The 22,236-nt window shown below is 58.8% G+C and carries 28 protein-coding genes; 12 read left to right on the forward strand and 16 right to left on the reverse strand.

Features of this window, described 5'->3' with window-relative positions:
• Positions 1–13: 13 nt before the first annotated feature.
• Genes GGE33_RS01815 through GGE33_RS01830 form a run of 4 tightly spaced genes read right to left on the reverse strand, consistent with a single transcriptional unit; the run spans position 14 to position 2,778 of the window.
• Positions 14–334 carry a low molecular weight protein tyrosine phosphatase family protein gene (locus GGE33_RS01815; RefSeq protein WP_183821034.1) on the reverse strand — a complete coding sequence of 107 codons (321 nt, stop codon included), beginning with the start codon at positions 332–334 and terminating at the stop codon, positions 14–16.
• Between the two features lie 11 nt (positions 335–345).
• Positions 346–1,302 carry an oxygen-dependent tRNA uridine(34) hydroxylase TrhO gene (gene trhO, locus GGE33_RS01820; RefSeq protein ID WP_183821035.1) on the reverse strand — a complete coding sequence of 319 codons (957 nt, stop codon included), beginning with the start codon at positions 1,300–1,302 and terminating at the stop codon, positions 346–348.
• 17 nt (positions 1,303–1,319) lie between these two features.
• Complete coding sequence (locus tag GGE33_RS01825; RefSeq protein WP_183821036.1) at positions 1,320–2,306, reverse strand: CHAD domain-containing protein; 987 nt, start codon at positions 2,304–2,306, stop codon at positions 1,320–1,322.
• Positions 2,281–2,778, reverse strand: coding sequence for a CYTH domain-containing protein (locus GGE33_RS01830; RefSeq protein WP_148143335.1), 498 nt, complete (start codon positions 2,776–2,778; stop codon positions 2,281–2,283). The genes GGE33_RS01825 and GGE33_RS01830 overlap by 26 nt, the downstream gene beginning before the upstream one ends.
• Before the next feature lie 155 nt (positions 2,779–2,933).
• Here GGE33_RS01830 and GGE33_RS01835 point away from each other — a divergent pair, with 155 nt between their 5' ends.
• The 3 genes from GGE33_RS01835 (at position 2,934) to GGE33_RS01845 (ending at position 4,781) form a co-directional block, all read left to right on the forward strand.
• Entirely contained in the window at positions 2,934–3,572 is a 639-nt protein-coding gene (locus tag GGE33_RS01835) for a 2-dehydro-3-deoxy-phosphogluconate aldolase (RefSeq protein WP_148143337.1), read from the forward strand.
• 119 nt (positions 3,573–3,691) lie between these two features.
• Complete coding sequence (locus GGE33_RS01840) at positions 3,692–4,429, forward strand: tellurite resistance TerB family protein (RefSeq protein ID WP_148143340.1); 738 nt, start codon at positions 3,692–3,694, stop codon at positions 4,427–4,429.
• 88 nt (positions 4,430–4,517) lie between these two features.
• The gene (locus GGE33_RS01845) at positions 4,518–4,781 is read left to right on the forward strand and encodes a hypothetical protein (RefSeq protein WP_246435691.1); all 264 of its coding nucleotides are present in this window, start codon (positions 4,518–4,520) and stop codon (positions 4,779–4,781) included.
• Between the two features lie 48 nt (positions 4,782–4,829).
• Here the strand turns inward: GGE33_RS01845 and GGE33_RS01850 are convergent, their stop codons facing one another.
• Positions 4,830–5,141 carry a hypothetical protein gene (locus tag GGE33_RS01850; protein WP_183821037.1) on the reverse strand — a complete coding sequence of 104 codons (312 nt, stop codon included), beginning with the start codon at positions 5,139–5,141 and terminating at the stop codon, positions 4,830–4,832.
• 196 nt (positions 5,142–5,337) lie between these two features.
• Here GGE33_RS01850 and GGE33_RS01855 point away from each other — a divergent pair, with 196 nt between their 5' ends.
• Together GGE33_RS01855 and GGE33_RS01860 are read left to right on the forward strand one after the other, a co-directional pair.
• Positions 5,338–6,021 carry a GNAT family N-acetyltransferase gene (locus GGE33_RS01855; RefSeq protein ID WP_183821038.1) on the forward strand — a complete coding sequence of 228 codons (684 nt, stop codon included), beginning with the start codon at positions 5,338–5,340 and terminating at the stop codon, positions 6,019–6,021.
• Positions 6,022–6,031: 10 nt separating this feature from the next.
• Positions 6,032–6,232, forward strand: a complete 201-nt coding sequence (locus GGE33_RS01860; RefSeq protein WP_183821039.1) for a hypothetical protein — start codon at positions 6,032–6,034, stop codon at positions 6,230–6,232.
• Between the two features lie 2 nt (positions 6,233–6,234).
• On the opposite strand, the gene GGE33_RS01865 is transcribed toward GGE33_RS01860, so the two are convergent.
• From GGE33_RS01865 to GGE33_RS01875, 3 genes are all read right to left on the reverse strand, one after another.
• Positions 6,235–7,302, reverse strand: coding sequence for a nickel/cobalt transporter (locus GGE33_RS01865; protein ID WP_183821040.1), 1,068 nt, complete (start codon positions 7,300–7,302; stop codon positions 6,235–6,237).
• Entirely contained in the window at positions 7,296–7,940 is a 645-nt protein-coding gene (locus GGE33_RS01870) for a DUF1007 family protein (RefSeq protein ID WP_148143351.1), read from the reverse strand. Before GGE33_RS01870 ends, GGE33_RS01865 begins: the two co-directional genes overlap by 7 nt.
• A gap of 111 nt (positions 7,941–8,051) precedes the next feature.
• Complete coding sequence (locus GGE33_RS01875; RefSeq protein WP_183821041.1) at positions 8,052–8,945, reverse strand: LysR family transcriptional regulator; 894 nt, start codon at positions 8,943–8,945, stop codon at positions 8,052–8,054.
• A 546-nt stretch (positions 8,946–9,491) separates the two neighbouring features.
• On the opposite strand from GGE33_RS01875, the gene odc2 reads away from it, so the two are divergent.
• The 3 genes from odc2 (at position 9,492) to GGE33_RS01890 (ending at position 12,262) form a co-directional block, all read left to right on the forward strand.
• On the forward strand, positions 9,492–10,625 hold the full coding sequence (gene odc2 / locus GGE33_RS01880; RefSeq protein WP_183821042.1) for an ornithine/lysine decarboxylase: 1,134 nt from the start codon (positions 9,492–9,494) through the stop codon (positions 10,623–10,625).
• A gap of 113 nt (positions 10,626–10,738) precedes the next feature.
• The gene (locus tag GGE33_RS01885) at positions 10,739–11,308 is read left to right on the forward strand and encodes a GNAT family N-acetyltransferase (RefSeq protein WP_183821043.1); all 570 of its coding nucleotides are present in this window, start codon (positions 10,739–10,741) and stop codon (positions 11,306–11,308) included.
• Between the two features lie 261 nt (positions 11,309–11,569).
• A complete protein-coding gene (locus GGE33_RS01890) occupies positions 11,570–12,262 on the forward strand; it encodes an OmpW/AlkL family protein (RefSeq protein WP_183821044.1) in 693 nt (230 codons plus the stop codon).
• 70 nt (positions 12,263–12,332) lie between these two features.
• Here the strand turns inward: GGE33_RS01890 and GGE33_RS01895 are convergent, their stop codons facing one another.
• Entirely contained in the window at positions 12,333–12,551 is a 219-nt protein-coding gene (locus GGE33_RS01895) for a tautomerase family protein (protein WP_183821045.1), read from the reverse strand.
• Between the two features lie 25 nt (positions 12,552–12,576).
• Positions 12,577–13,317: an SDR family oxidoreductase gene (locus GGE33_RS01900; protein ID WP_183821046.1), complete on the reverse strand. Its 741-nt coding sequence runs from the start codon at positions 13,315–13,317 to the stop codon at positions 12,577–12,579.
• A 97-nt stretch (positions 13,318–13,414) separates the two neighbouring features.
• Between GGE33_RS01900 and GGE33_RS01905 the strand changes: the two genes are divergently transcribed.
• Together GGE33_RS01905 and GGE33_RS01910 are read left to right on the forward strand one after the other, a co-directional pair.
• On the forward strand, positions 13,415–14,308 hold the full coding sequence (locus GGE33_RS01905) for a LysR substrate-binding domain-containing protein (RefSeq protein WP_183821047.1): 894 nt from the start codon (positions 13,415–13,417) through the stop codon (positions 14,306–14,308).
• Between the two features lie 99 nt (positions 14,309–14,407).
• Positions 14,408–15,424: a serine hydrolase domain-containing protein gene (locus tag GGE33_RS01910; RefSeq protein ID WP_183821048.1), complete on the forward strand. Its 1,017-nt coding sequence runs from the start codon at positions 14,408–14,410 to the stop codon at positions 15,422–15,424.
• Between the two features lie 274 nt (positions 15,425–15,698).
• Here the strand turns inward: GGE33_RS01910 and GGE33_RS01915 are convergent, their stop codons facing one another.
• From GGE33_RS01915 to GGE33_RS01935, 5 genes are all read right to left on the reverse strand, one after another.
• Positions 15,699–16,685: a WD40 repeat domain-containing protein gene (locus GGE33_RS01915; protein WP_183821049.1), complete on the reverse strand. Its 987-nt coding sequence runs from the start codon at positions 16,683–16,685 to the stop codon at positions 15,699–15,701.
• Positions 16,686–16,782: 97 nt separating this feature from the next.
• On the reverse strand, positions 16,783–17,925 hold the full coding sequence (locus GGE33_RS01920) for a CobW family GTP-binding protein (RefSeq protein ID WP_183821050.1): 1,143 nt from the start codon (positions 17,923–17,925) through the stop codon (positions 16,783–16,785).
• A gap of 123 nt (positions 17,926–18,048) precedes the next feature.
• Entirely contained in the window at positions 18,049–18,447 is a 399-nt protein-coding gene (locus GGE33_RS01925; protein ID WP_183821051.1) for a type II toxin-antitoxin system VapC family toxin, read from the reverse strand.
• Positions 18,444–18,701 (reverse strand): type II toxin-antitoxin system Phd/YefM family antitoxin, encoded by a 258-nt coding sequence (locus GGE33_RS01930; protein ID WP_183821052.1) that lies wholly within the window; start codon positions 18,699–18,701, stop codon positions 18,444–18,446. Before GGE33_RS01930 ends, GGE33_RS01925 begins: the two co-directional genes overlap by 4 nt.
• Before the next feature lie 58 nt (positions 18,702–18,759).
• Entirely contained in the window at positions 18,760–19,551 is a 792-nt protein-coding gene (locus tag GGE33_RS01935) for a creatininase family protein (RefSeq protein ID WP_183821053.1), read from the reverse strand.
• A gap of 82 nt (positions 19,552–19,633) precedes the next feature.
• On the opposite strand from GGE33_RS01935, the gene GGE33_RS01940 reads away from it, so the two are divergent.
• Positions 19,634–20,128, forward strand: a complete 495-nt coding sequence (locus GGE33_RS01940; protein WP_148143372.1) for a MarR family winged helix-turn-helix transcriptional regulator — start codon at positions 19,634–19,636, stop codon at positions 20,126–20,128.
• 119 nt (positions 20,129–20,247) lie between these two features.
• A complete protein-coding gene (locus tag GGE33_RS01945) occupies positions 20,248–21,285 on the forward strand; it encodes a LacI family DNA-binding transcriptional regulator (protein ID WP_148143374.1) in 1,038 nt (345 codons plus the stop codon).
• Between the two features lie 5 nt (positions 21,286–21,290).
• Here the strand turns inward: GGE33_RS01945 and GGE33_RS01950 are convergent, their stop codons facing one another.
• Positions 21,291–22,067, reverse strand: a complete 777-nt coding sequence (locus tag GGE33_RS01950; protein ID WP_183822247.1) for a gamma-glutamyl-gamma-aminobutyrate hydrolase family protein — start codon at positions 22,065–22,067, stop codon at positions 21,291–21,293.
• Positions 22,068–22,236 lie beyond the last annotated feature (169 nt).

A 22,236-nucleotide genomic window follows, 5' to 3' on the forward strand; every position in this document is an offset into this window, starting at 1 on the left:
TATTGCTCGCCATTCATAGATGCCGCGGAACCTTGGCTTTGAGAAGCTCCACGAGCCTTGGATCCATGAACTGATAGTCATCGGGAATATCGAGGCAGACGAGTCGTGTGCCGTTCAGCGCGGCCCGGTATCGCGATTGAAGCTTGGCGCGGTGGGCGCGCTCCATCACGAAAATGATGTCGGCCCATTCGACGAGTTCGCGGGAAAGCGGGTTTTCGGCGTCGTTATTGGTTCCCGCCGAAGATGTCTCGACACCTGGCCAGTCGGCGAAGACCTGTTCTGCTGTCGGGCTGCGCAGCTTGTTCTGGCTGCAGACGAACAACACGTTTTTCACCGACCGGTCTCTCAGCTGCCGATATGCTTGACGCCACGCTTCTTGGCGAGGGCGATCTGGTGCTGCCGCTGGCGGTAGCGCAGGCGGTCGGCTTCGCTGCGCGTGTCGTAGCAGTTGGAGCAGGAGACGCCTTCCTCGTATTTAGGAGAGGTGATCTCTTCTGCGGTGATCGGGTTGCGGCAGGCGTGGCAAAGCTTGTGATTGCCCTCTTTCAGGCCATGCTCGACCGAGACGCGTTCATCGAAGACGAAGCAGGCGCCTTCCCACAGGCTTTCCTCTTCCGGCACTTCCTCGAGATATTTGAGGATGCCGCCCTTCAAGTGATAGACCTCCTCGAAGCCTTCTTCCTTCATGAAGGCCGTCGCCTTTTCGCAGCGGATGCCACCGGTGCAATACATGGCGATCTTCGGCTTGTTGTGCAGGCCGGTATTGTTGCGCACCCAGTCCGGAAACTCGCGGAAGGTCTTCGTATTTGGGTCGACGGCACCCTTGAAGATGCCGATCGCGGTTTCGTAGTCGTTGCGCGTGTCGATCAGGATCGTCTCGGGATCGGAAATCAGCGCGTTCCAGTCCTTCGGATCGACATAGGTGCCGACGATCTTGTTGGGGTCGATATCCTCGACGCCCATGGTGACGATCTCTTTCTTCGGCCGAACCTTCATGCGCAGGAAAGGCATCTTCGATGCGCGGCTTTCCTTGTGCTCCAGATTGGCGAATTCCGGCTGGGCGCGCAGATGGGCGAGCAGGCGGGCGATCGCATCGTCGGTGCCGGCAATGGTGCCGTTGATGCCTTCGCGGGCAATCAGCAAGGTACCCTTGATGCCGTTCTCATCACAGAAAGCCTGAAGCGGCTCACGAAAATCCTCAAAACGCTCGAAACGGGCGAAATGATACAGCGCCGCAACGAGGAAGCCATTGGTTGTTCCGTCGGTCGCCTGGGACCGAGATGTGATCTGATTGTCTGTCATGGGGCTCAAATACAGCGCTATCGCGCGCCACGCAACGCGGATTCTTCCTCTGCCTTTCGAGGCTCAGCCGCGTTCCTGTTGGTCTTGCCGGAGCTGGTTCCTGCCGCTCTCTCCCAAAGGAGTGTGATCAGGGCGGCCTCTTCCGCCGGTCTCTCTGCCAGCAGGCCTTGAGCCTTTTCCATCGCATCGCGCCGCAGCGTCTGCTGGCGATTGATGATTGCCGCGAGCAGGCGTGCAAGCCTGTCGCCACTGCCGAACAGGCTGGGTTCCTTATCCGCCAATTCGGTCAGGACCGAGAGATCGTGCTCGTGGCCCAGAAGATCCACGAGCGTCTTGCACTCGTTCTGTTTCGCCTGCATCGCAGAGGGCCAGATCTCACGCAGAAGCGACAGGTGCATCCAATAGGCCTGCCCGCTCTTGCGCAGCTCGTGATAGCTTTCGGCGCCGCCCTGCTTCTCGCATTCGCGCACCGCGGCATGGGCTTTCGCCAGCTGCTTCCTCCAGGCCTTTCCAAGGTGCTTTGCCGTCTTGCGCGGGGTATCTGAAAGGTTCAGGGCATCGAGCGCGTCGATCGCTTCGCGGCAACCCTCGATCGCTGAGGTGATCTTGGCGGGAAGGTCATGTTCTTCCGCGGCGATGCGATCCCTGCGGGCGGTGAGTGTCGTTCGTGCCGTTTCTAGCGCGGTTTTTTCTTCGGGAGAGGCCGCGAAGTCTGCCAGATAGGTTACGGTTCCGACAAGGGCGGTCGCATCGCGTACGGACGAGAGTTGCCGGGCGATATCGCGGATCCTGGCATTCTCCTGCCTGCGGAAATCAGGAGCATCCGGCTGGATGAGCCGGTAGAGGGAACGAATACGCTTGAAGCGCTTGCGGGCGTCGTGAATGGCTTCGTGCGGGCCGTCGGGCTGATCTTCGAGATAGCTGATCGCTTTCGAAAGCTGCTGCCGGGCGACGGAACAGAATTCGGCGGTGAAGGGTTCAGACGGCCGTAAACGGTAAGCCATGCACGAGTTCCTCGCTCAGGTCTTCAACTGCCATGTTGACGTTCGAATAACGCCGGTCACCGGTGATTTCCTTGCCTATCCAGTCGGGGAGCGGCGGCCGGTCCTTTTCGCTGGCAATCTCGACCTCTGCCACGACCAGACCGGCATAGGCGCCGGCATAGACGTCCACCTCCCAGGTATAGCCTTCATAAGGAACGAAGTAGCGGGTCTTTTCCAGGACGACGCCGAGGGCTTGCTCTGCCATTTCCTTGGCATCGGCAAGCGGAACGTCATATTCGAACTCGTCGCGGGCGAAGAGGTCGCGGCCGATCTTGATCGTCAGTTTCGCCCTTTCGCCATCCATGATGCGAACACGAACGGAACGATCCTTGCCGGAAGAAATGTAAGCCTGCAGGAAGCTGGAGGATGACGAGGCGCCGGAGCGCCAGCCGTCGGTTCTGACCAGATACTTACGCTCGATTTCCTTCGCCATGTCATCTACACCTGTCTTGGAACATCGGCAGCAACCTAGTGCAAACATGACGATTGGAAAATGCGTTCTGTCGCACCGCCCGGTTTTTTCTCGACAATGACCGTGCCGACGTTTATTTCCGGGCCATATTTTCAATCGTTTCAGGGAGAACGTGCATGGCTAGCAAAACCGAGAAAGTCCTTTCCATCCTCAAATTGCAGCCGGTCGTTCCGGTGCTGATCGTCGATGACGCCAAGTCGGCAGTTGATCTGGCCAAGGCACTTGTTGCCGGCGGCCTGCGCGCCATCGAAATCACCTTGCGCACGCCGGCGGCACTCGATGCCATCAAGGCGGTTGCTGCCGAAGTCGAAGGCGCCAATGTCGGTGCCGGCACCATTTTGAACTCGAAGGATTACGAAGCCGCCGTCAAGGCCGGCTCCACCTTCATCGTCTCGCCGGGCGTCGCACCGAGCGTTCTTGCCGCCGCCAAGGATTCTGCCGTTCCGCTTCTGCCGGGCACGGCAACGCCGAGCGAAGTCATGACGCTGCGCGAAGCCGGTTATGACGTGATGAAGTTCTTTCCGGCCGAGCAGGCTGGTGGTGCCGCCATGCTGAAGGCCTGGTCCTCGCCGCTTGCAGGTACGTTCTTTTGCCCGACCGGCGGTATCTCGCTGAAGAATGCCAAGGATTACCTGTCGCTGCCGAACGTCGTTTGCGTCGGTGGCTCCTGGGTTGCTCCGAAGGAACTGGTTGCTGCAGGCGACTGGGCCGGCATCACCAAGCTCGCATCGGAAGCCTTCGCACTGAAGGGTTGAGATCACCGGGATTTTTCCCGGAGTATTCTGACAATTTCGTTATCGATGACGCGGGAAAATTGTTTTCCCGCGTTTTCGTTCTTATCTCCCACTCGAAATTCAACCGATAGGAGATATCGATGTTCGACGCGAAAAAGCTTCTCGACCAGTTCCTCGGGTCACAGGTTCCCGGGCGCTCGGGAAGCGGCAAATCCGGATCCGCCTCGGGATGGGCCGGGCAGGTGACGGACATCGCCAAGAATAATCCTCTGAAGACGGCCGGTATCGCTGCCGCCATTCTCGGCACCAAGACAGGCCGCAAGCTTGCCGGCAACGCGGTGACGATCGGCGGCATCGCCGCTGTCGCGGGCCTCGGTTATCTCGCCTACAAGAATTACAAGTCCGGGCAATCGCCGCAGACCGCGCCGCAGCCGCAGCCGAGTGCAGCCGAGCCGATTGCGCTGCCGCCGCCGGATTCCCCCTTCAGCCTCCAGTCGCCACAGCTTTCCAATGATTTCGCGTTGACACTCGTCCGGGCGATGATCGCTGCCGCCAAGGCTGACGGCCATATCGACCAAGCCGAGCGCGCCAACATCATGGAAAAGATCCATGCTGTCGATCTCGGGGCGGAAGCCGAAGCCTTCATTGCCGAGGAACTCGCCAATCCGGTCGATATCGACGATCTGGTGGCTGCTGCACGTACCGAGGAGCAGAAGGTCGAACTCTATACCGCAACAAGGCTGACGATCGATCCGGATACGAGGGCGGAGCGCGGTTATCTCGATATGCTTGCCGGCCGTCTCAATCTGCCCGACGCCTTGATCGACCATATCGACGCCACGGTTTCGTCGGCCAAGGTTGCGTCTCCGGCGGTTTAAAGAAGACACGGAATACGCGTATCGGTTGTGTTTTGTCGGAACAATTCTGGCTCCAGGTGCTTTTGTCGGCATTGAAAGGAGAAAGACGATGATGGAAACCGAGAAAATTCCGACCGATATCTGGCTGAAAGTGATGTGCGCGCTGATGATCAACGCCGTGCTCTTCGGCGCCGGCGTCATCACCGTTCTTTCGGTGCCGAGCTTTGCCGATCAGGCGAAATATCTGATCCCCGTGGTGATCGTAGCGAGCTTCGTGATCACTCCGTTCCTTTGCGGCTTTGTCGCTCGTCGCATGCGGATCAGAAACTGGAAGTCAGGCCAGTGGCGCGAAGGGGATCTGATCTCCGGATAACCTAGATTGACAGGAACGGGGGCCGGTTCAGACCGGCTCCCTTGCCGGTCAGCCGTCTGCCCCGCCGATGCGGCGGCGGAAAAGGCCTTCAAGCTTTTTCCAGATGCTTTCGGGTTCGGGTGAGCCGATCATAAGGCGGCCTTCGCGGGTGATTGAGATTACCGCTCCCGTTGACCATTCTCCGCCATGATCGATGGTTATGAGCTTGTTGCGCGCCGCATCCTGAAAGAACGTTTCCGCCTCCAGAAATTCATATTCATCTTCGGAAAGACAGAGGCGTCCCGAGCTTTCGGCGACATGGCCCAGCAATGTCAGCAGGCGAGGGTCTGTCGGAGACTTTTGCGGCAGGTTTACGGGCATCTTTTGCACCCCAAAATCTCAGCCGAATTTAAATCCATCCTAGACCAACAACAATATATCCGCTGAGCCAAATATTGATTGATGATAAATTGGGGACGAGGTACTCGCCCTCCGGCTCTACGCCCAATGGCAGGTGCGGCATTGCCTTTGGGAGATCCCTGACTTAATCGTCGGGTAGCGAAACAAGGCCATTCCGATGCAAGATCTGAAAACCTATAAAGTTGCAGCTCCCAAGCCCGTTACCTTGACTGGCCGGTTCGTCACGCTCGAACCCTATGATCGCGACACGCATCTGCAGGCGCTCTGGGAAGCTCTGGGCGGCGAGGGGATCAACGATCTGATCCGGTATTTTCCCAACGAGGATTATGCCACGGCGGGCGAGTTCGGCGCATGGGTTGAGGGTGCGCAAGCCAATCTCAACTTCATCACGCTTGTGGCGCGGGAAAATGCGACCGGCAAGATCGTCGGGATGGCAAGTTACATGCGGCCCGATCCCAAAAATGGTGTCGTTGAAGTCGGTTCGGTGGCGCATGGCGAAGCGATGAAGCGTTCGCCGATGGCGACCGAACTGCATTACCTTATGGCAAAACATGTGTTCGAGGATCTCGGCTACCGCCGTTACGAATGGAAGTGCCATAACGAAAATGAGCCGAGCAAAAGAACGGCGATCCGTTATGGCTTCACCTTCGAAGGCGTGTTCCGTCAGCATGTGATTTCCCGCGGTGCCAACCGCGATACGGCATGGTTCTCGATGATCGACAGCGAGTGGCCTGTTATCAAGGCGGCATTCGAAGCCTGGCTTGCGCCGGAGAATTTTGATGCCGACGGTAGCCAGAAGCGGCGGCTGGAGGATATCCGCGCCGAAATCGCCAGCGCTTGAGGGTATGAGCATGAAGCCGGAGACGAGATCGCAGATGGTTGCCGCGGCGCTGATCATGATCGGCGCCGTGGTGGTCATCTATTTCCTGCCGTCTCTGGTGCTCTGGATCGGCCAGTATTCGCCGGCGCTTGCCTTTATCGTCGGCGGGATCCTGCTGCTCGGTTTCTTCTGGATTTTCTGGCTGAGGGCGCGGTATCAGCGTCGGCGTTGACGTTACGCCTGTAGCGACGCGCCTAGCAGCGAGAGACCGATCAGCAGAACGAAAAGCGCGCCGCCGATCTCGATCGCATGGCCGACGCAGCGGCCTGTTTTTGAACCGGGTCCAGCAACCTTGAGAGCTATATCCTTGGCGCCGACCGCGAGTGAGGCGAGGATCGTAACGGTGATCGCCGTGCCGAGCGACATTGCCAGCACCGACAGGATGCCGCCGAGATAAAGGCCGTTCAGCAGCGAAAAGCTCATGACGAGAATGGCGCCGGAGCAGGGGCGCAGGCCGACTGCGATGATCGCCGACCAGGCTTCCTTGAGACTGAAATCCTTGCCGTCCAGCATTTTCGGATCGGGCATGTGGCTGACACCGCAGGCCTCGCAATAGTCGCCGTCGCCTTCATAGTCATGGTCGTCGACTTCGACCGCCTTGAAATTCAGGCCGGTAGAGCTGCGGCTTGCGGCGGGTCCATCGAACAGTGTGCCGGTTGCCGGGGCGGCGTCCGGGACACGCACGACCCGTAGTTTCAGCGCGCGAAGCTTTTTCACCAACAGCCAGGCGCCGAAGACGGCGACCATGGCGAAACTTGCGACTTCCATCGCCCATGTCGCCTTTGTCATGGTGATGCCCGAGCCGCGCAGGACGACGAAGGCGGCGCCGACGACGAGGATCGCGACCAGCCCCTGGAGAAGCGCCGAGATAAACGAGATGGCAACGCCGCGGCGCAGTTCTACTTCATTGGCGATCATGTAGGAGGAAATGACCGCCTTGCCGTGACCGGGGCCGGCGGCGTGGAAGACGCCATAGGCGAAGGACAGGCCGATCAGGCCTGTCAAGGCGGAAGGGTCTTCCCGCATCGCTTTCAGCGAGCCGGTCAGGGCGCGATAAAAGGATTGCTGGTAGTAATTGATCCAGCTGAGATAGGGTGCGAACGGCCCGCCGACAGAGAATGAAGGTTCTGCCGATCCGACGCCCAGGGGCGACTGGGCGTGAACGGCGCTGGCGAGATAGAAGCTGGCAAAGGCCGCAGCGGCAAAGGCTGCCGCCACACCGAGCCTTGGAGATTTCAGCATGTCAGCTCCAGACGGGTCGCAAACATTTTCGACATGTCGGTTCCGGTCGGATCGTTGAAGAATGCGTCGGTCAGCGAGGCGCTGTTTTGGGAGAGGACCTCGTCGGGATCCGGACGGATGACTTTGTGCTGGCATTTGGCGAAGGCGGGGCCTTCTGCCACGAGGTCCTTGTCGGTCGGAAAGTCGATCGCGGTATACATGGTCGGGTCGTAGATACCGAAGGTCAGCCTGCCCTTGAGCGGCATCGGCTTGTCCGGTTTGACCGAGAAGAAGACGAGGATCTGCCCATCCTTGAAGGTGACGTGGATCACGTCCGGTTTTTGCACGCCGACAGTTGCGCCATTCACCGTCAAAGTGGTGAAGTAGTGGTAGTCGCCAAGCGAGGTGCGCATCGTCTCGCCGAGTTCCGCCAGCTCGCTTTCGTCCAGTTTCAGATCGGTGTTCTTGTCGAAATCCAGCAACACGCTGGACGAGAAGACCTCGTCGAAACGCCAGACATTGCGCAGCTCCTGCACCATGCCATCCGGCCCGCCGATTACTTCCAGCCGCGATTCGACAAAGATATGGGGGTGGGCCGAGGCGGCATAAGGCAGCGCGCAGGCCGCAAGGGCGGTGATGATCGCAAGTCTTTTTTTCATTCGGTCCGGCGCCCTATATTCGTCCCGTGTCATCTCGTCAGCCTGCTGTGCCGTTGAAATGGGACGGAATTTCGACTCACATGTTACACAATTACTGTGACATCTACTGCGTCATCGCGCCTGGCGGAACCAGTTGGCGAGGTAATCGACGAAGCTTCTGACCTTGGCTGGCAGATAGCGACGATGCGGATAAACGGCGTAGATGCCGCGATCCTTGATGATGTAGTCATCGAAAAGCGTGACGAGCTCGCCGGACTGGATATAGGCGTTGGCGATGAAATCCGGGATGATCGCGACGCCGAGCCCCGCGCGAGCGGCCCGCAATGTCGCCTGCGGGCTGTTGACCTCGATCGGGCCTGACACGCCTACGGATAAAGTCGAGCCGTCCTTTTCGACGAAACGGATATTGTTGTGCCCGCGCGTGTTGGTATCGATGATAAAGGGGACATTGCTCAACTGCTGCGGATGTTCCAGCGGGCCATATTGCGCGACGATATCCGCGGTCGCGACGGCGTGAACGCGAAAGTCGTTGAGCTTCTTGGCGATCATGCCGGAATCTTCCAGCCGGGTGATACGGATCGCCAGATCGAAATTTTCCTCGATCAGATCGACGAACCGATCGTCCGCGACGATTTCCAGCTGCACGTCGGGATGCCCCTTGGCGAAATCGATCAGCGACTGACCGACATCGGCATCGATGAAGGTGCGCGGCACGGAAACGCGCAGTCGGCCCTTTAGGTCCGCATTGCCTTCGCGCACCAGGTCGGCGAGGTTGTCGATCTCTTTCAATATGTCCGAGGCACTGCGGTAATAGGTGTGGCCGGCTTCGGTAAGAGAGAACTGCCGCGTCGTGCGGTTCAAGAGCAGCGCGCCGAGATCATCCTCAAGCTCGCGGACATATTTGGAGAGCAGTGCCTTGGAGCGGCCGGTACGGCGCGCGGCCGCCGAAAAACCCTCGGCTTCGACTACATCGATGAAGGCGCGCATGCGGGTGAGGGTGTCCAAGGCCTGTCTCCTGAATATTGAACGAAAGCGGCTGCTTCGTTCGATGTTTATGGACCAATGTAAAAATATGGTCGAGCGTAAAAAATCTCTTGATTATGACGGCGAATATTCTTATCTCCCGGCTTGCCCAAAGTCGCACGTGCCCATGGGTGTCCGCCGACCCTCGAAATGAGATTTATCTCTAAGGTGAGGTCATCGGTAAGGTACCTGGAACTAACCCCTCCAGTCGCTATTCCGGCCAACCGGAAAATGCGAGGACATCTGAAGCAACGACGGTGCGGGCCTTTCTAGTCTCTGCAGGCTTTCCATCAGCTTGCAATTCTGAAGAGGCACACCTGAATTGCCGGAAGTGCGGTAGGGACAACCCTCCAATCCAAGGCAGACAAAGCCGGATCAAAGCTCGTGGCAGGGCGTTGGTCTACATATCGCGCGGTAAAGCGTGCTCACGGTACCAGTGTCTCCAACTACTGGGACCGAATGCATTCTTATCCGTCCTTTGTCCTCCGGTTCGCAGCCGGAGCTTTGAGATTTCGAAGGGACTGACCCATGACCACTGCTCGCATCCTCGACTTCATCAAGACCCGACGTCCGGAAGGTCCGTGCCTCGTTGTTGATCTAGACGTCGTTCGCGACAACTTCCATGCGTTTCGTCATGCCCTGCCGGATAGCTCCATCTATTACGCGGTCAAGGCGAACCCGGAACCGGCAATCCTCAAGCTGCTCGCCTCTCTCGGTTCGAGCTTCGATTGCGCTTCCGTCGCCGAAATCCAGATGGCTCTCGATGCCGGTGCAACCGCCGACCGCATCTCCTTCGGCAACACGATCAAGAAGGAACGCGATATCGCCCGTGCACACGCACTCGGCGTCGGTCTTTTCGCAGTCGACAGCCATGAGGAAGTCGAAAAGATTTCCCGTGCTGCCCCGGGCGCGAAGGTATTCTGCCGCGTTCTGACCGATGGCGAAGGCGCCGAATGGCCGCTGTCGCGCAAGTTCGGCTGCGTGCCGCAGATGGCCGTCGATGTTCTCGTCTACGCGCACCAGCTCGGTCTCGAAAGCTACGGCGTTTCTTTCCATGTCGGTTCGCAGATGACCAAGGTCGATGCCTGGGATTCGGCTCTGGCCGATGCCAAGCGCGTCTTCGCACAGTTGGCCAAGCAGGGTATCGTCCTGCAGATGGTCAATATGGGCGGCGGCTTCCCGACCAAGTACCTGCGCGACATCCCGAAGGCCGAGGAATACGGCCAGGCGATCTCCAACTCGCTGCGCAAGCATTTCGGCAACAACCTGCCGAAGACGATTATCGAGCCGGGTCGCGGCATGGTCGGCAATGCTGGCGTCATCAAGGCGGAAGTCGTGCTCGTCTCGCGCAAGTCGGACAATGACAACCACCGCTGGGTGTTCCTCGACATCGGCAAGTTCGGCGGTCTGGCCGAAACCATGGACGAGGCTATCCGTTACCCGATCCGCACCGAGCGTGACGGCGACGAGATGGAGCCCTGCGTGCTTGCCGGCCCGACCTGCGATTCGGCCGACGTGATGTATGAGAAGAACATGTATCCGCTGCCGATCTCCCTTTCGATCGGCGACGATGTTCTGATCGAAGGTACCGGCGCCTACACGACGACCTATTCGGCCGTCGCCTTCAACGGCTTCGAGCCGCTCAAGGCTTACGTCATCTAAAGGCGTCTTACGCCCAATAGTTTCGCGGTTCCCGAACCTCCAGCCGGGGGCCGCAAATCCACAACGAAACCTCGATACCGTCTGAAACGGTTTTAAGTGCGGGAGGCCCAAAGATGGCCACTGTTCTTGATTCTGTCCGCGCATTCTTTGCGCCGAGCCAAACCTACACGATCGACATGGAAACTCCGGCCGATGTTGTCGCGCGCGAGACATTGCTCGATCGCGCCATGGGCGCTGACCGCCGCAAGAAGTCGTCTGAAAAGATCCGCCGCAACCGCCTGCCGGCGGAAGGTCTGGCGCTGGTCGCTCGCGATGGCGACGGCCACCTGATCGGCACGGTTCGCCTGTGGAACATCGAGGCAGGCATTTCGCCGGAAGGCAATCCGATCGAGGCGCTGCTGCTCGGCCCGCTCGCGGTATCCGAGGATCAGGAAGGCAAGGGCATCGGTGGCGCTCTGATGCGTGCCGCCATTGCAGAGGCGCATAACCGCGGGCATGGAGCGATCCTGCTGGTCGGCGATGCTCCCTATTACGAAAGATTCGGCTTCTTTGCCGAAAAGACTGCGCATCTCGTCATGCCAGGCCCGTTCCAGCGCGACCGTTTCCTGGCGCTGGAACTGAAGACCGGCTGGCTTGATGGTGCGGTGGGCATGATCGTTGCAAGCGGACGCAAGCTGGCCTGAAAAGAATTGTTCAGCAAAAGGCCTCGCTGCCGCTCCGATCATCCCCAAGCCCCGCCTCCAGTTCCGGAGGCGGGGCCTTTTATTTGCAGTGCTCCGTAGGGCGACAGAAAATCAGCGGCGCATCGCCACTGCGTCATTTAGGCAACAATCATCGTCTCCTTGATTAGAGGACGAGTGGGCTTGATCTCGATCAAGCGCCTGCAACTGCACGAGTTTTAGACCTTTTCCAGAAGATTCAGGCAGGCTGGAAGGAGAGGTTTTATGACAATCAGCAGCAGGAACTATGCGCGTTGGATGGTGGGGATCAGCGCGGGTCTCTTTGCATTCGGGGCTGCAGCCGCGGACATGGCACCGGCACAGGTCGCGCCCGTTGTGGACGAGGTGATTTCCTCTCCGAGCCCGTGGCAGGTTCGCGTACGCGCTCTCGGTGTCATCACCAAGGATAGCGGTTCGGTTGATCAGAGCAGCGCTTACGGGCTGGAATACAGCGATACCGTCATCCCGGAAGTGGATATCAGCTACTTCTTCACCGACAACATTGCTGCAGAACTGATCCTCGGCACGACCTATGCCAAGATCAATACGACCGGTGCGGCGGATCTGGATGTCGGCAAGGCTTGGCTTCTGCCGCCGACATTGACATTGCAGTATCACTTCACCGATCTCGGCGCCTTCAAGCCCTATGTCGGTGCGGGTATCAACTACTCGATGTTCTACAACCAGTCCGACAAGGGTGGTTTCAAGAACCTCGACGTCAAGAACGACTTTGGCTGGGCCTTGCAGGCCGGTTTCGACTACATGCTCGACGAACATTGGGGTCTGAACTTCGACGTGAAGAAGATTTTTCTCGAAACGGATTGGAAGGTTGATAACAGCCCGCTGGGCGTTCCGCTTTCTGGCAAGGCCAAGATCGATCCGTGGCTGATCGGTGCCGGCGTCACCTACCGCTTCTGATAAAAAAGGCGGGGGTCCTTAGTGCGGCGCGGCTAGTTCGCGCCGCCTTTTTGTTTTCAGTCGAGAGCGCTCAGGCTCCGGCCGGTGCTCGATAGGCTTCGGGAATGACGAAGATCGCGTCGGCGCGGCCATAGCCGCCATCCTGGACTTCCTCGATCAGCACCATCGTGTGGGGGCGGGCGGCCTCGCTCATGTATTCGACCAGCATGTCGGTCGTACGGTGCACGATCTCCTCCTTCTGGGCCTTGGTCAGTGCGCCTTCCGGCGTCTTGATGTTGACGAATGGCATCGGGATTTTCCTTCCTATTCGCGTCTCAGATCATGCCGCCATTGGTACGCAGGACTTGTCCGTTAACCCAACCGCTTTCCGTGCTTGCCAGGAACGAGACGACGGAAGCGATATCGTCAGGTTGGCCGAGGCGACCGAGCGGAATGTTGCGGATGATGTTCTGCACCAGTTCTTCCGACTTGCCGGTCATGAAAAGCTCGGTTTCCACCGGGCCGGGGGCCACGGCGTTTACGGTGATGCCGCGTTTGCCGAGTTCCTTGGAAGCGACATGGGTCATGGCTTCGACGCCTGCCTTGCTGGCGGCATAGGGGCCGTAACCCGCACCGTACATGCCGACGACGCTCGATGAAAAGTTGATGATGCGGCCGCCTTCGCGCAATCGTTTGCCGGCCTCGCGAATACCGTAGAATGTGCCGGTGAGGTTGATGGCGATGTGCCTGTCGAATTCGGCGTCATCGGTTTCGGTCAGCGGCGAGAGCTTCATGATGCCGGCATTGTTGACGAGGATGTCGACACCGCCGAAGCTTTTCTCTGCCGCATCGAAGAGCGCCGCGACGCCGGCAGATGTGCCGACATCCGCCTTGACCGCGATTGCCTTGCCGCCGGCCGTTTCGATTTCGCGGACGACGTCATCGGCAGCGCTCTGGCTAGATGCGTAATTGACGACGACGGCCAACCCATCCTTGGCAAGACGCCGAGCCAATGCCTTGCCGATGCCCTTGGAGGCGCCGGTGATGATTGCTACGCGGTTTGTGTTCTCGGTCATGGTGTTTCTCCTTTGCTGGTCATGAAGATATGATGATCTCCAGCGAGAACAATAGCTGTAATTTGACATGACAATTTTCATGTGATGAACAATTGCCATGGACAGATTATTGCGCATGCAGCTTTTTGTACGAGTGGTGGAACGGGGCAGCTTTCTTGCGGCTGCCGCCGATCTGGGGCTTGCCCGCTCCACCGCGACACAGGCGATCAAGGCTCTGGAGGTCGATGTCGGCGCCCGACTGCTTGAGCGGACAACGCGGCATGTGGCCGTGACACTGGATGGTAGCGCATTCTATCAGCGTTGCTTGTCGATCCTTGCCGATGTGGATGAAGCGGAGGCGATCTTTCGGGATGCGAAGCCACAGGGCATTCTGCGGGTGGATGGGCATCCGATGCTGACCCAGACCTTTCTTCTGCCGCATCTAAGGTCGTTTCTCGATCGCTATCCGTTGCTGGAGATCCAGTTCGGGCAGAGCGATCGGTTCGTCGATCTCGTGCGCGAGGGTATCGATTGCGTGATCCGGGCGGGCGAAGTGAGCGACAGTTCGCTGATCATGCGCAGGCTCGGATCGATCCGCGAGATGACCTGCGCCAGCCCCGACTATATCGACGCACGTGGCATGCCGAAGACGCCGGACGAGCTGGATGGGCATCAGGCAGTCGGTTTCATCTCTTCGCGTACGGGCCAGATCATGCCTCTCGAATTCACGGCCGGAGAGGCTGTGCGCTATGTGACCTTACCTGCGCGCGTCACCGCCAACAATTCCGATACGGTCATGGACCTTGCCCGTCGGGGTTTCGGCTTAATGCAGGCGCCGCGCTATCACCTGCAGCGACATGTCGAAGAGGGCACACTGGTGGAGGTACTGCAGGATTTCCCGCCGCCGCCGACACCGCTTTCCGCTCTCTATCCGCAGAATCGCCAATTGTCGCCGCGGGTGCGGGTGTTCATCGATTGGGTGGCGAATATATTTGGGGAAGCGGACATATGAGGACGCGCAAAGGCCAGGGCGGCTCACAGAGATTCATTTCGGCGTGAGGCTGCAGGTTCTGCCTTATTGCGGTAATCGCATTGCTCTATCTCTCAAACCATGATCACACGCCGTTCCGCACTGCTATCCGCTCCATTCCTGTTTGCCGCCGGTCGCTCATTTGCGCAGCAGCCAGTGCCGCAGCCGCCCGAGACGCTGAAAACCGTTCTCGACCGCGCCGCCGAGCTTGAGTCGTTGAAGGTGGTTCTGGTTTATCGGGGCGGAGAGCCGCTGGCCGAGCGAGCCTTCAATGGGCGCTCGCTGACTGCATCGAGCAATATCAAGTCTGCGTCGAAATCGATCGTCTCCTGCCTTGTCGGCATCGCCATCGACCGCAAGCTGCTGGAAGGGACAGAGCAGAAGATCGCTCCGATCCTGAAGGCCGATCTGCCGCGCAATCCCGATTCACGCCTTAACGAAGTCACGATCGGCAATCTGCTTTCGATGCAGGCGGGACTGTCACGGATGTCGGGGCCGAATTACGGGCGCTGGGTAGCAAGCCCGAACTGGGTGCGTTTTGCGCTTTCGGAACCGTTCGATGGCGAACCGGGCGGCGAAATGCTGTATTCGACAGCATCGACGCATCTTCTCTCGGCCATTCTCACCCGTGTCGGATCCAAGTCGACACTGGCGCTGGCGCGCGAATGGCTGGAGCCGGTTGAAGGTTTCAGGATCGGCGCTTGGGAGCGTGACCCGCAGGGCATCTATTTGGGTGGAAACCAGATGGCGATGTCCGCCCGCTCGCTGATGGCGTTCGGCGAGCTTTACCGCAACGGCGGCAAGACCGGGGAGGGGCGGCAGGTCGTCTCGCAAGGCTGGATCGACCAGTCATGGATGCCACGTACCAATTCCCGTTTCTCGGGCGATGCCTATGGCTATGGGTGGTTCATGCGGGAGATCGGCGGGGAAGGGGTCAAGTTCGGATGGGGTTATGGCGGGCAGATGGTCTATGTCATCCCGTCACTCGCCATGACGGTAGTGATGACGTCGAATGAAAGCGGCCCGTCTGCGCGTAATGGTTATCGTGACCAGTTGCATGATCTTCTGGCGGATATTATCCGCGTCACGCCTGTCTGATCGCCAATCGACAGATCAATATCGAATAAAAGCCGGAATATTAGGGTTACCTGTTCATTATGCAGCGGGCATTCCATTGCATTATCGGCGCCTAATATTAAGAGTGAATTCACAACCAAAGCGAGTAAACTGGCTGCAGTTGGTTTTCGAATTCCTCTCCGGGAGCAACACCGGCCTCACGTCATTAGCGTGGGCCGACGCTTTCCCGTGGGGTGGGTGGGGGAAGTATGGAGCCCCCACCCATTCTTTGCTGTCACTTTGGCCCCGCGAGGAGTTATGCGCTGATGTCGATCACGCCGCAGTCGCCAGCTTCAGATGCGAAGGAGAGCAGCTTGCCGCTGGCGCTCCAGCTCAAGCCGGTGATCGCGCCCTTGCCCGGGCGCCGCAGCAGCGCTTCCTTCTCGTCGGCGATCCTCACACCAAGGATCATGCCGTCGATGAAGCCGATGGCGAGAACTTCTTCCGCAGGGTGGAAAGCGACCTGGGTGACCATGATATTGGCGCGGGTGCCGAGTTCCATCGGGGCCTTGCCCATCGGGCCGTCCTTCGATGAGAAGGGCCAGACGATGGCGGCGGGTGCACCCGAGGAGGCGAGCCACTTGCCCTTTACCGACCAGGACAGTGATTTCACCTTGGCGGGATAACCGGTCATGCGCATGTGGCGGTTTTCGCCGGCCTTGCCGTCGAGCTTCCAGCCATGCAGCGCGTTTTCCTGCATCGTGGTGACGAGGAAACGGCCGTCCGGCGAAAAGGTGACGCCGGTATGGGCACCTTTCCAGTCCAGATCGGCTGCCGGTGCGTTGGTGCCGACCCAGTGCAGCGAGACGCCATTATAGCGGGCGGCGGCGATCCGGAGGCCCTTGTTGGCGAAGGCAATGCCCTCGACACTTCGCTCCTCGGTGAATTCCTTGACCGAACCATCGCCCTGTCGCACGACGCTCGTCTTGCCGACGGCATAGGCAACGGCATTCTGCGGACCGCCAGCGATGACGCTGATCCATTTGCGCGGCACTTCTGCAAGTACGGTCGTTTCGCCATCATGGCCGATGCGCACAACCTTGCCGTCTTCGCCGCCCGAAAGCAGGGTGGCGCTGAAGGGATCGCGAATGCAGGTCAGAAGCCCCTGATGCGCCTCGGTGACCTTTTCGCCGCCATCGAGGCGGTGAATGCTGCCGGCAGCTGTGGCAAAAAAGGGAATGTCGCCCAGGAAATGCGTGGAGACGACGTGGCCTTCAATATCGAGCGGTGCAACTGTCGGCATCAGGCGGCCATCATTCGAGACATTGGTTCACTATCCATATGGTTTTCGGGCGCCGTTTCCGACGCCCGTTTTTCTATATTGAAATCTGCAGCCGATGTCAGGCCGGTGTCTTGGCGGTTGCCTGGCAGGCGAGGAAGCTCTGCTCGATCTTGGCGAAATCCAGATTGCGGCCGATGAAGACGAGGCGGCTTTCGCGCTTCTCGCCATCTTTCCACGGACGCTGGTGATCGCCCTCGACGATCATGTGAACGCCCTGGATGACATAACGCTCATCATCACCGGCAAAGGCGATGATGCCCTTCAGGCGCAGGATGTTCGGGCCTTCCGTCTGGGTGATCTTCTGGACCCAGGGGAAGAAGCGATCCGGGTTCATTTCGCCGCCACGCAGCGAGATCGACTTCACCGTGATGTCGTGGATCGGCGACATGGAATCATGATGGCCATGGTGGTGGCCGTGATCATGGTGATGATGATCGTGGTCATGATCATGATCATGATGGTGGTGATCATGGCCGTGGTGATGGTGGTCATGATCGCAGTCCGGACCGCAGACGTGATCCTCGTGGTCATGATCGAGGAAGTGCGGGTCGTTTTCGAGTGCGCGCTCCAGATTGAATGCGCCTTGATCAAGCACGCGGGAGAGATCGACGCCGGAGCGGCTGGTCTTGTAGATGCGAGCCGTCGGATTGATGGCGCGCACGACATCCTCGACGATCGCCAGTTCTTCCGGCGTGACGAGATCGGTCTTGTTGATGAGAACGACGTCGGCAAAAGCGATCTGGTCTTCGGCCTCACGGCTGTCCTTCAGGCGCAGCGGCAGATGCTTGGCGTCGACCAGCGCGACCACGGCGTCGAGTTCGGTCTTGGCGCGAACGTCGTCATCCATGAAGAAGGTCTGGGCGACCGGGACGGGATCGGCAAGACCGGTCGTCTCGACGATGATGCCGTCGAAACGGCCCGGACGGCGCATCAGTCCTTCGACCACGCGGATCAGGTCGCCGCGCACCGTGCAGCAGACGCAGCCATTGTTCATCTCGTAAATCTCTTCGTCCGACTCGACGATCAGGTCGTTGTCGATGCCGATCTCGCCGAATTCGTTGACGATGACGGCGTATTTCTTGCCGTGGCTTTCGGAGAGAATGCGGTTGAGAAGCGTCGTCTTGCCGGCGCCGAGATATCCGGTCAGCACGGTAACGGGAATGGGCTTTGCTGCTGGAGCTTCGGTGGTCTGGTCGGTCATAGGGAAACCTCGAAGGTTAAAGGCTTGCGCCGAATGGCATTGGCACGGGGCGCCAGAAATCGTCCGCTCCATATAAGGGTAAGGCAGAGCGAGTTCAAAGGGTTTCGATGTTATAAAATCACGTCAGGAAACGGATCGAGATATAGCAGATGTGATGTCGGTCCGGGCGAAGTCATCTCCTATATAGAGGAGAGGACATTCGAACTCGTTGGCGGTGGCATAGGCAAAACAGTCGCCGAAATTGAGAGAAGCTTTATGGAAGCCTTTGCCCCATCGAGCATAGGCCACGGCCGCCCTTTCTGCTCTGATGTCGTCGAGCTCTATTACGGTCAGAGGAAGTCGATCGATAAGGGACGTCAGACCTGATAAGCAGTCTTTTTCTCGCGCTACGATCAATGCTTCAGTCAAGGTTGCCGCGTTGATGAGCACTTGGGTTTGCTCTGCGAGAACCTCCCGACATGCAAGAGCTTCCGGTTCGTTATTTACGATCGCGATCAAAGCGGACGTATCTATAACGATCATTCGGGAAGGCCGTCCTCGCCATAAAGAAAATCCTGGCTTCGTGCAGCTGAGGTTCGGTCAGACGATTTTTTCGGTGCCATTGCCCTGATTTCATCGATGAGGGCGCGGCGTTCTTCTGGAGATGAGGGCGGTTTCAATGGCACGATCTGCGCCACCTTTTGACCGCGGCGCGTCAATACCACTTCTTCACCGGCCTCGGCTCGATGAAGAAGTTCGGTGAGACTCGCTTTGGCATCGCTTACGGAGATTTCCATCGACACTTTCCATAATGGTCCATGTATATGGTCTAGTATGGATGTTGATTGGAAAATCTCAAGATAATTCGCCGACGTCAAACCGTGTCACATCCTCCAGCAGCTCAATGATCCCCTTCACCGCATGGGCGACCAGTTGTTCGCCGCGTTCTGCAGTTGCAGCCGACGCATTGCCGGCGACGCCGATGGGGTTGAGATCCGACATTTTCCAGCCGAAAGCATGCGGTCCGTAAGCGCGTAGATGGGTGAAATCGCGGGCGAACTCGGACTGTCTGGAGGTGAAGGGTTGGGCTTTTGGCATATCTACCCTATTCGGCCATAACGCCAGCATGACGGAGGTCTCGATGTCGCCGCCGTGTATGTCGATTGACTTGTCCTGTGGGCTGATCCAGCCCTGCGGCTGGCCGAAACGGGTCCAGCTGGTGGCGACTGCGAGCATGCCGAACCTGATGCGGGCTTCGGTGGCGACGATCGTCATCAGCGGCGAATTTCCGCCATGGGCGTTCAGCATGACGAACTTTTTGATACCTTGATTATTCATCTCTTCGGCAATGCCGAGCCAGCGGTTGACGGCTTCGTCGAAGGCAAGGGTCCGGGTGCCGGCGACATGCATATGTTCGACCGAATAGCCAACGGGTTCAGTAGGGAGAAAAGTGATGGGGAGCGTCGGCGGAAGCGCCGGGATGAGTCGCTGCACGAGACCCTCCGCAATCAGCGTATCGGTGTCGAAAGGCAGGTGCGGACCATGCTGTTCGTGGGCGCCCAGGGGCAATACCGCGATCCAGTCGCGTCTTTCTGTGGACTCAAGTGTCTGATCATTGTCACAAAAGCGCGGTTTGGGATGCGACATCTGGCGGTGGTTTCCCGGTTTCGTTATGGATAGCGCGCATTACTATAGTGGCGACCTTCACCAAGCAAAGCGGGCAGGACCGATGAGCAAGAAAAAGGGCGAGAAGAAAGCGAAATCCGGCAAGAAGAAGGAGCTTGCAGCTCTTTCGGCAGCTGATCTCGCACCGGCGATCACCCAGGCCGCCCGCTCGGTTCGTACTGCGCTCAGCCGCAGCATTTCCGATAGCGGCCTTTATGCCGGCCAGGACGGGGTTATCCTCGCACTCTCGGAAGACGACGGGCAGACGCCCGGTCAGCTGGCCGCGCGGCTCGGCGTGAAAGCGCCGACCATGACCCGCACGATCGGGCGCATGGAGGCGCAAGGTTTCGTCGAGCGCAGGGCTGATGGCCATGACGGACGGCTAACCAAGGTTCATCTTACGGAAAATGGGCTGAAGAGCGTTGAGTCGATCGGGCAATCCGTTGCCGATTGCGGCGCGATGGCCGTGCGAGGTTTTTCCGAAAAGGAGGTGCGCACGCTTTTGAAGCTGCTGAGGGCTGTGGAACACAACCTGCAGCCGGAAGCCGACGAAGACTGACGGGCCTCCGGCTCATTCCCCGCCTATTGTGCTTGCAAATTAAATTGTTTATTTAAAAATTTTAGTTTGCAAGGCCGGCGCCAGAAACCGGCTTTCAAGAAAAGCAATCCGGAGGGGTTATGGCGCAGAAGGTAAAGCTTTCTACGATTGCAGACAGCCTTGGGCTTTCGACTGCAACAATCTCATTGGCACTCAGGGACAGCCCACTCGTCGCAGCTGATACGCGCGAAAAGATCAAAGAGCAGGCACGCGCACTCGGTTATATCTACAACCGTCGCGCTGCCAGCCTCCGAACGTCGCGTTCCGGCATTATCGGCGTTGTCGTGCATGACGTGATGAACCCGTTTTACGGTGAAATCCTCAAGGCGATCGAGACCGAGCTCGATCGCAGCAGCCACACATTCATTCTCTCCAATCATTACGACTCGGTGGAAAAGCAGCGCACCTTCATCGAGACGCTGCTGCAGCTGGGTGGTGACGGCGTGATCATGTCGCCGGCGATCGGCACGCCGGTCGAGGATATCAGGCTTGCGGAACAGAACGGCATGCCGGCCATTCTGGTTGCCCGTACGATGGATGGCGTCGACCTGCCGACCTATCGTGGCGACGACAGCTACGGCATCTCGCTTGCAACAAATCACCTGATCGGACTTGGTCACCGGGTGATCGCGATGATCGGCGGTACGGACCAGACCTCCACCGGTCGCGACCGTTACCAGGGTTATGTCGACGCGCTGCGCAAGGCCAACATCGATGTCGATCCAAGCCTGCGCATCCCGGGTCCGCGTACCATGCAGGGCGGGTTCGAGGCCGCTGTGAATTTCCTCTCTCTGCCGCAAAAGCCGACGGCGGCCGTCTGCTGGAATGATCTCGTGGCGATCGGACTGATGAACGGCATCGCCCGTGCAGGGCTCATTCCCGGACAGGATATTTCCGTCACCGGTTATGACGATCTGGAGCAGGCGTCGATTTCGACGCCGTCTCTGACCACCGTTTCCAACCAGCAGGCGGATGTCGGCCGGCTTGCGGCACGTGCGCTGCTTGACCGTCTGGCCGGAAGCCACGAGCCGGATGGCCTGCACCTTATCAAGCCGGAAATGCGCATCCGTCAGTCGACATCGCCCTACAAGCCGCTTCGCGATCTCGCCAAGGCCTAAGCGAATTATGCGGCTGCGCCTGCTGGCGTTGCCTTGCGGGCAGCATAGGCGCGAACGGCATCGCCGAACGATTCGAAGAGGGCGCGGGACGGCGCGTCCGTCTCGGCCCAGTATTCCGGGTGCCATTGCACGCCGACGGCAAAATTCTTCGCATCGATAACTGAGACGGCTTCGACCGTGCCGTCCTCGGCACGGGCTTCCACCTGCAGTCTCGGCGCCGTTTCGGAAATTGCCTGGCGGTGTAGCGAGTTTACCTGCACTTCGCCTGCTGTTCCGAGATAACGGGCGATGCAGGATCCTTCCGCGATAATAACCGGCTGGCGGATGGCATACATGCCGTCGCGTTCCGAAACATCGGGCTTGCGATGATCCCAGATGCCCGGCTGATCCTGGATTTCACTTGCCAGCGTTCCGCCGAGAGCAACATTCAGTTCCTGGATGCCCCGGCAGATAGCGAGAAGCGGAATGCCGCGTTCAATGGCGCGGCGAATGAGTGGCAGCGAGGTCGCGTCGCGGCCGTGATCGAACGGCCCGTCGGCTTCGGTTGCCTCTTTCCCGTAAAGCGAAGGATGGACGTTGCTGACGGCTCCGGAAATCAACACGCCATCGACCCTGTCGAGAATGGCATCGGCATCATTGCCTGTTTCGAAAGCCGGCACGATGAAGGACATGACGTCGGCGACTTTCAGCGCAGCCGAGACATACTGGTTCGGGGCGGCGTGCCAGGCGGCACCTTCAATGTCACGAAGATCGGCAGGGACGGCGACGATGGATTTCGGCAGATGAGAGGCCATGGTGGTTCCGAATTGATGGGACGAAGCCAGAGAAACAGAGAACGCCGCCAATTGCTAGAGGAATTGAGGTGGCAAAACCAGTCGCAGTGTGACGAGAAATAGATGCAAGGATCTATGGTGTCACCGCCCAAATTATCTTCTCATTTCTTGAGCTATG

It is taken from the genome of Aliirhizobium cellulosilyticum (assembly GCF_014198105.1).
GTDB classification, from domain to species: Bacteria; Pseudomonadota; Alphaproteobacteria; order Rhizobiales; family Rhizobiaceae; genus Neorhizobium; species Neorhizobium cellulosilyticum.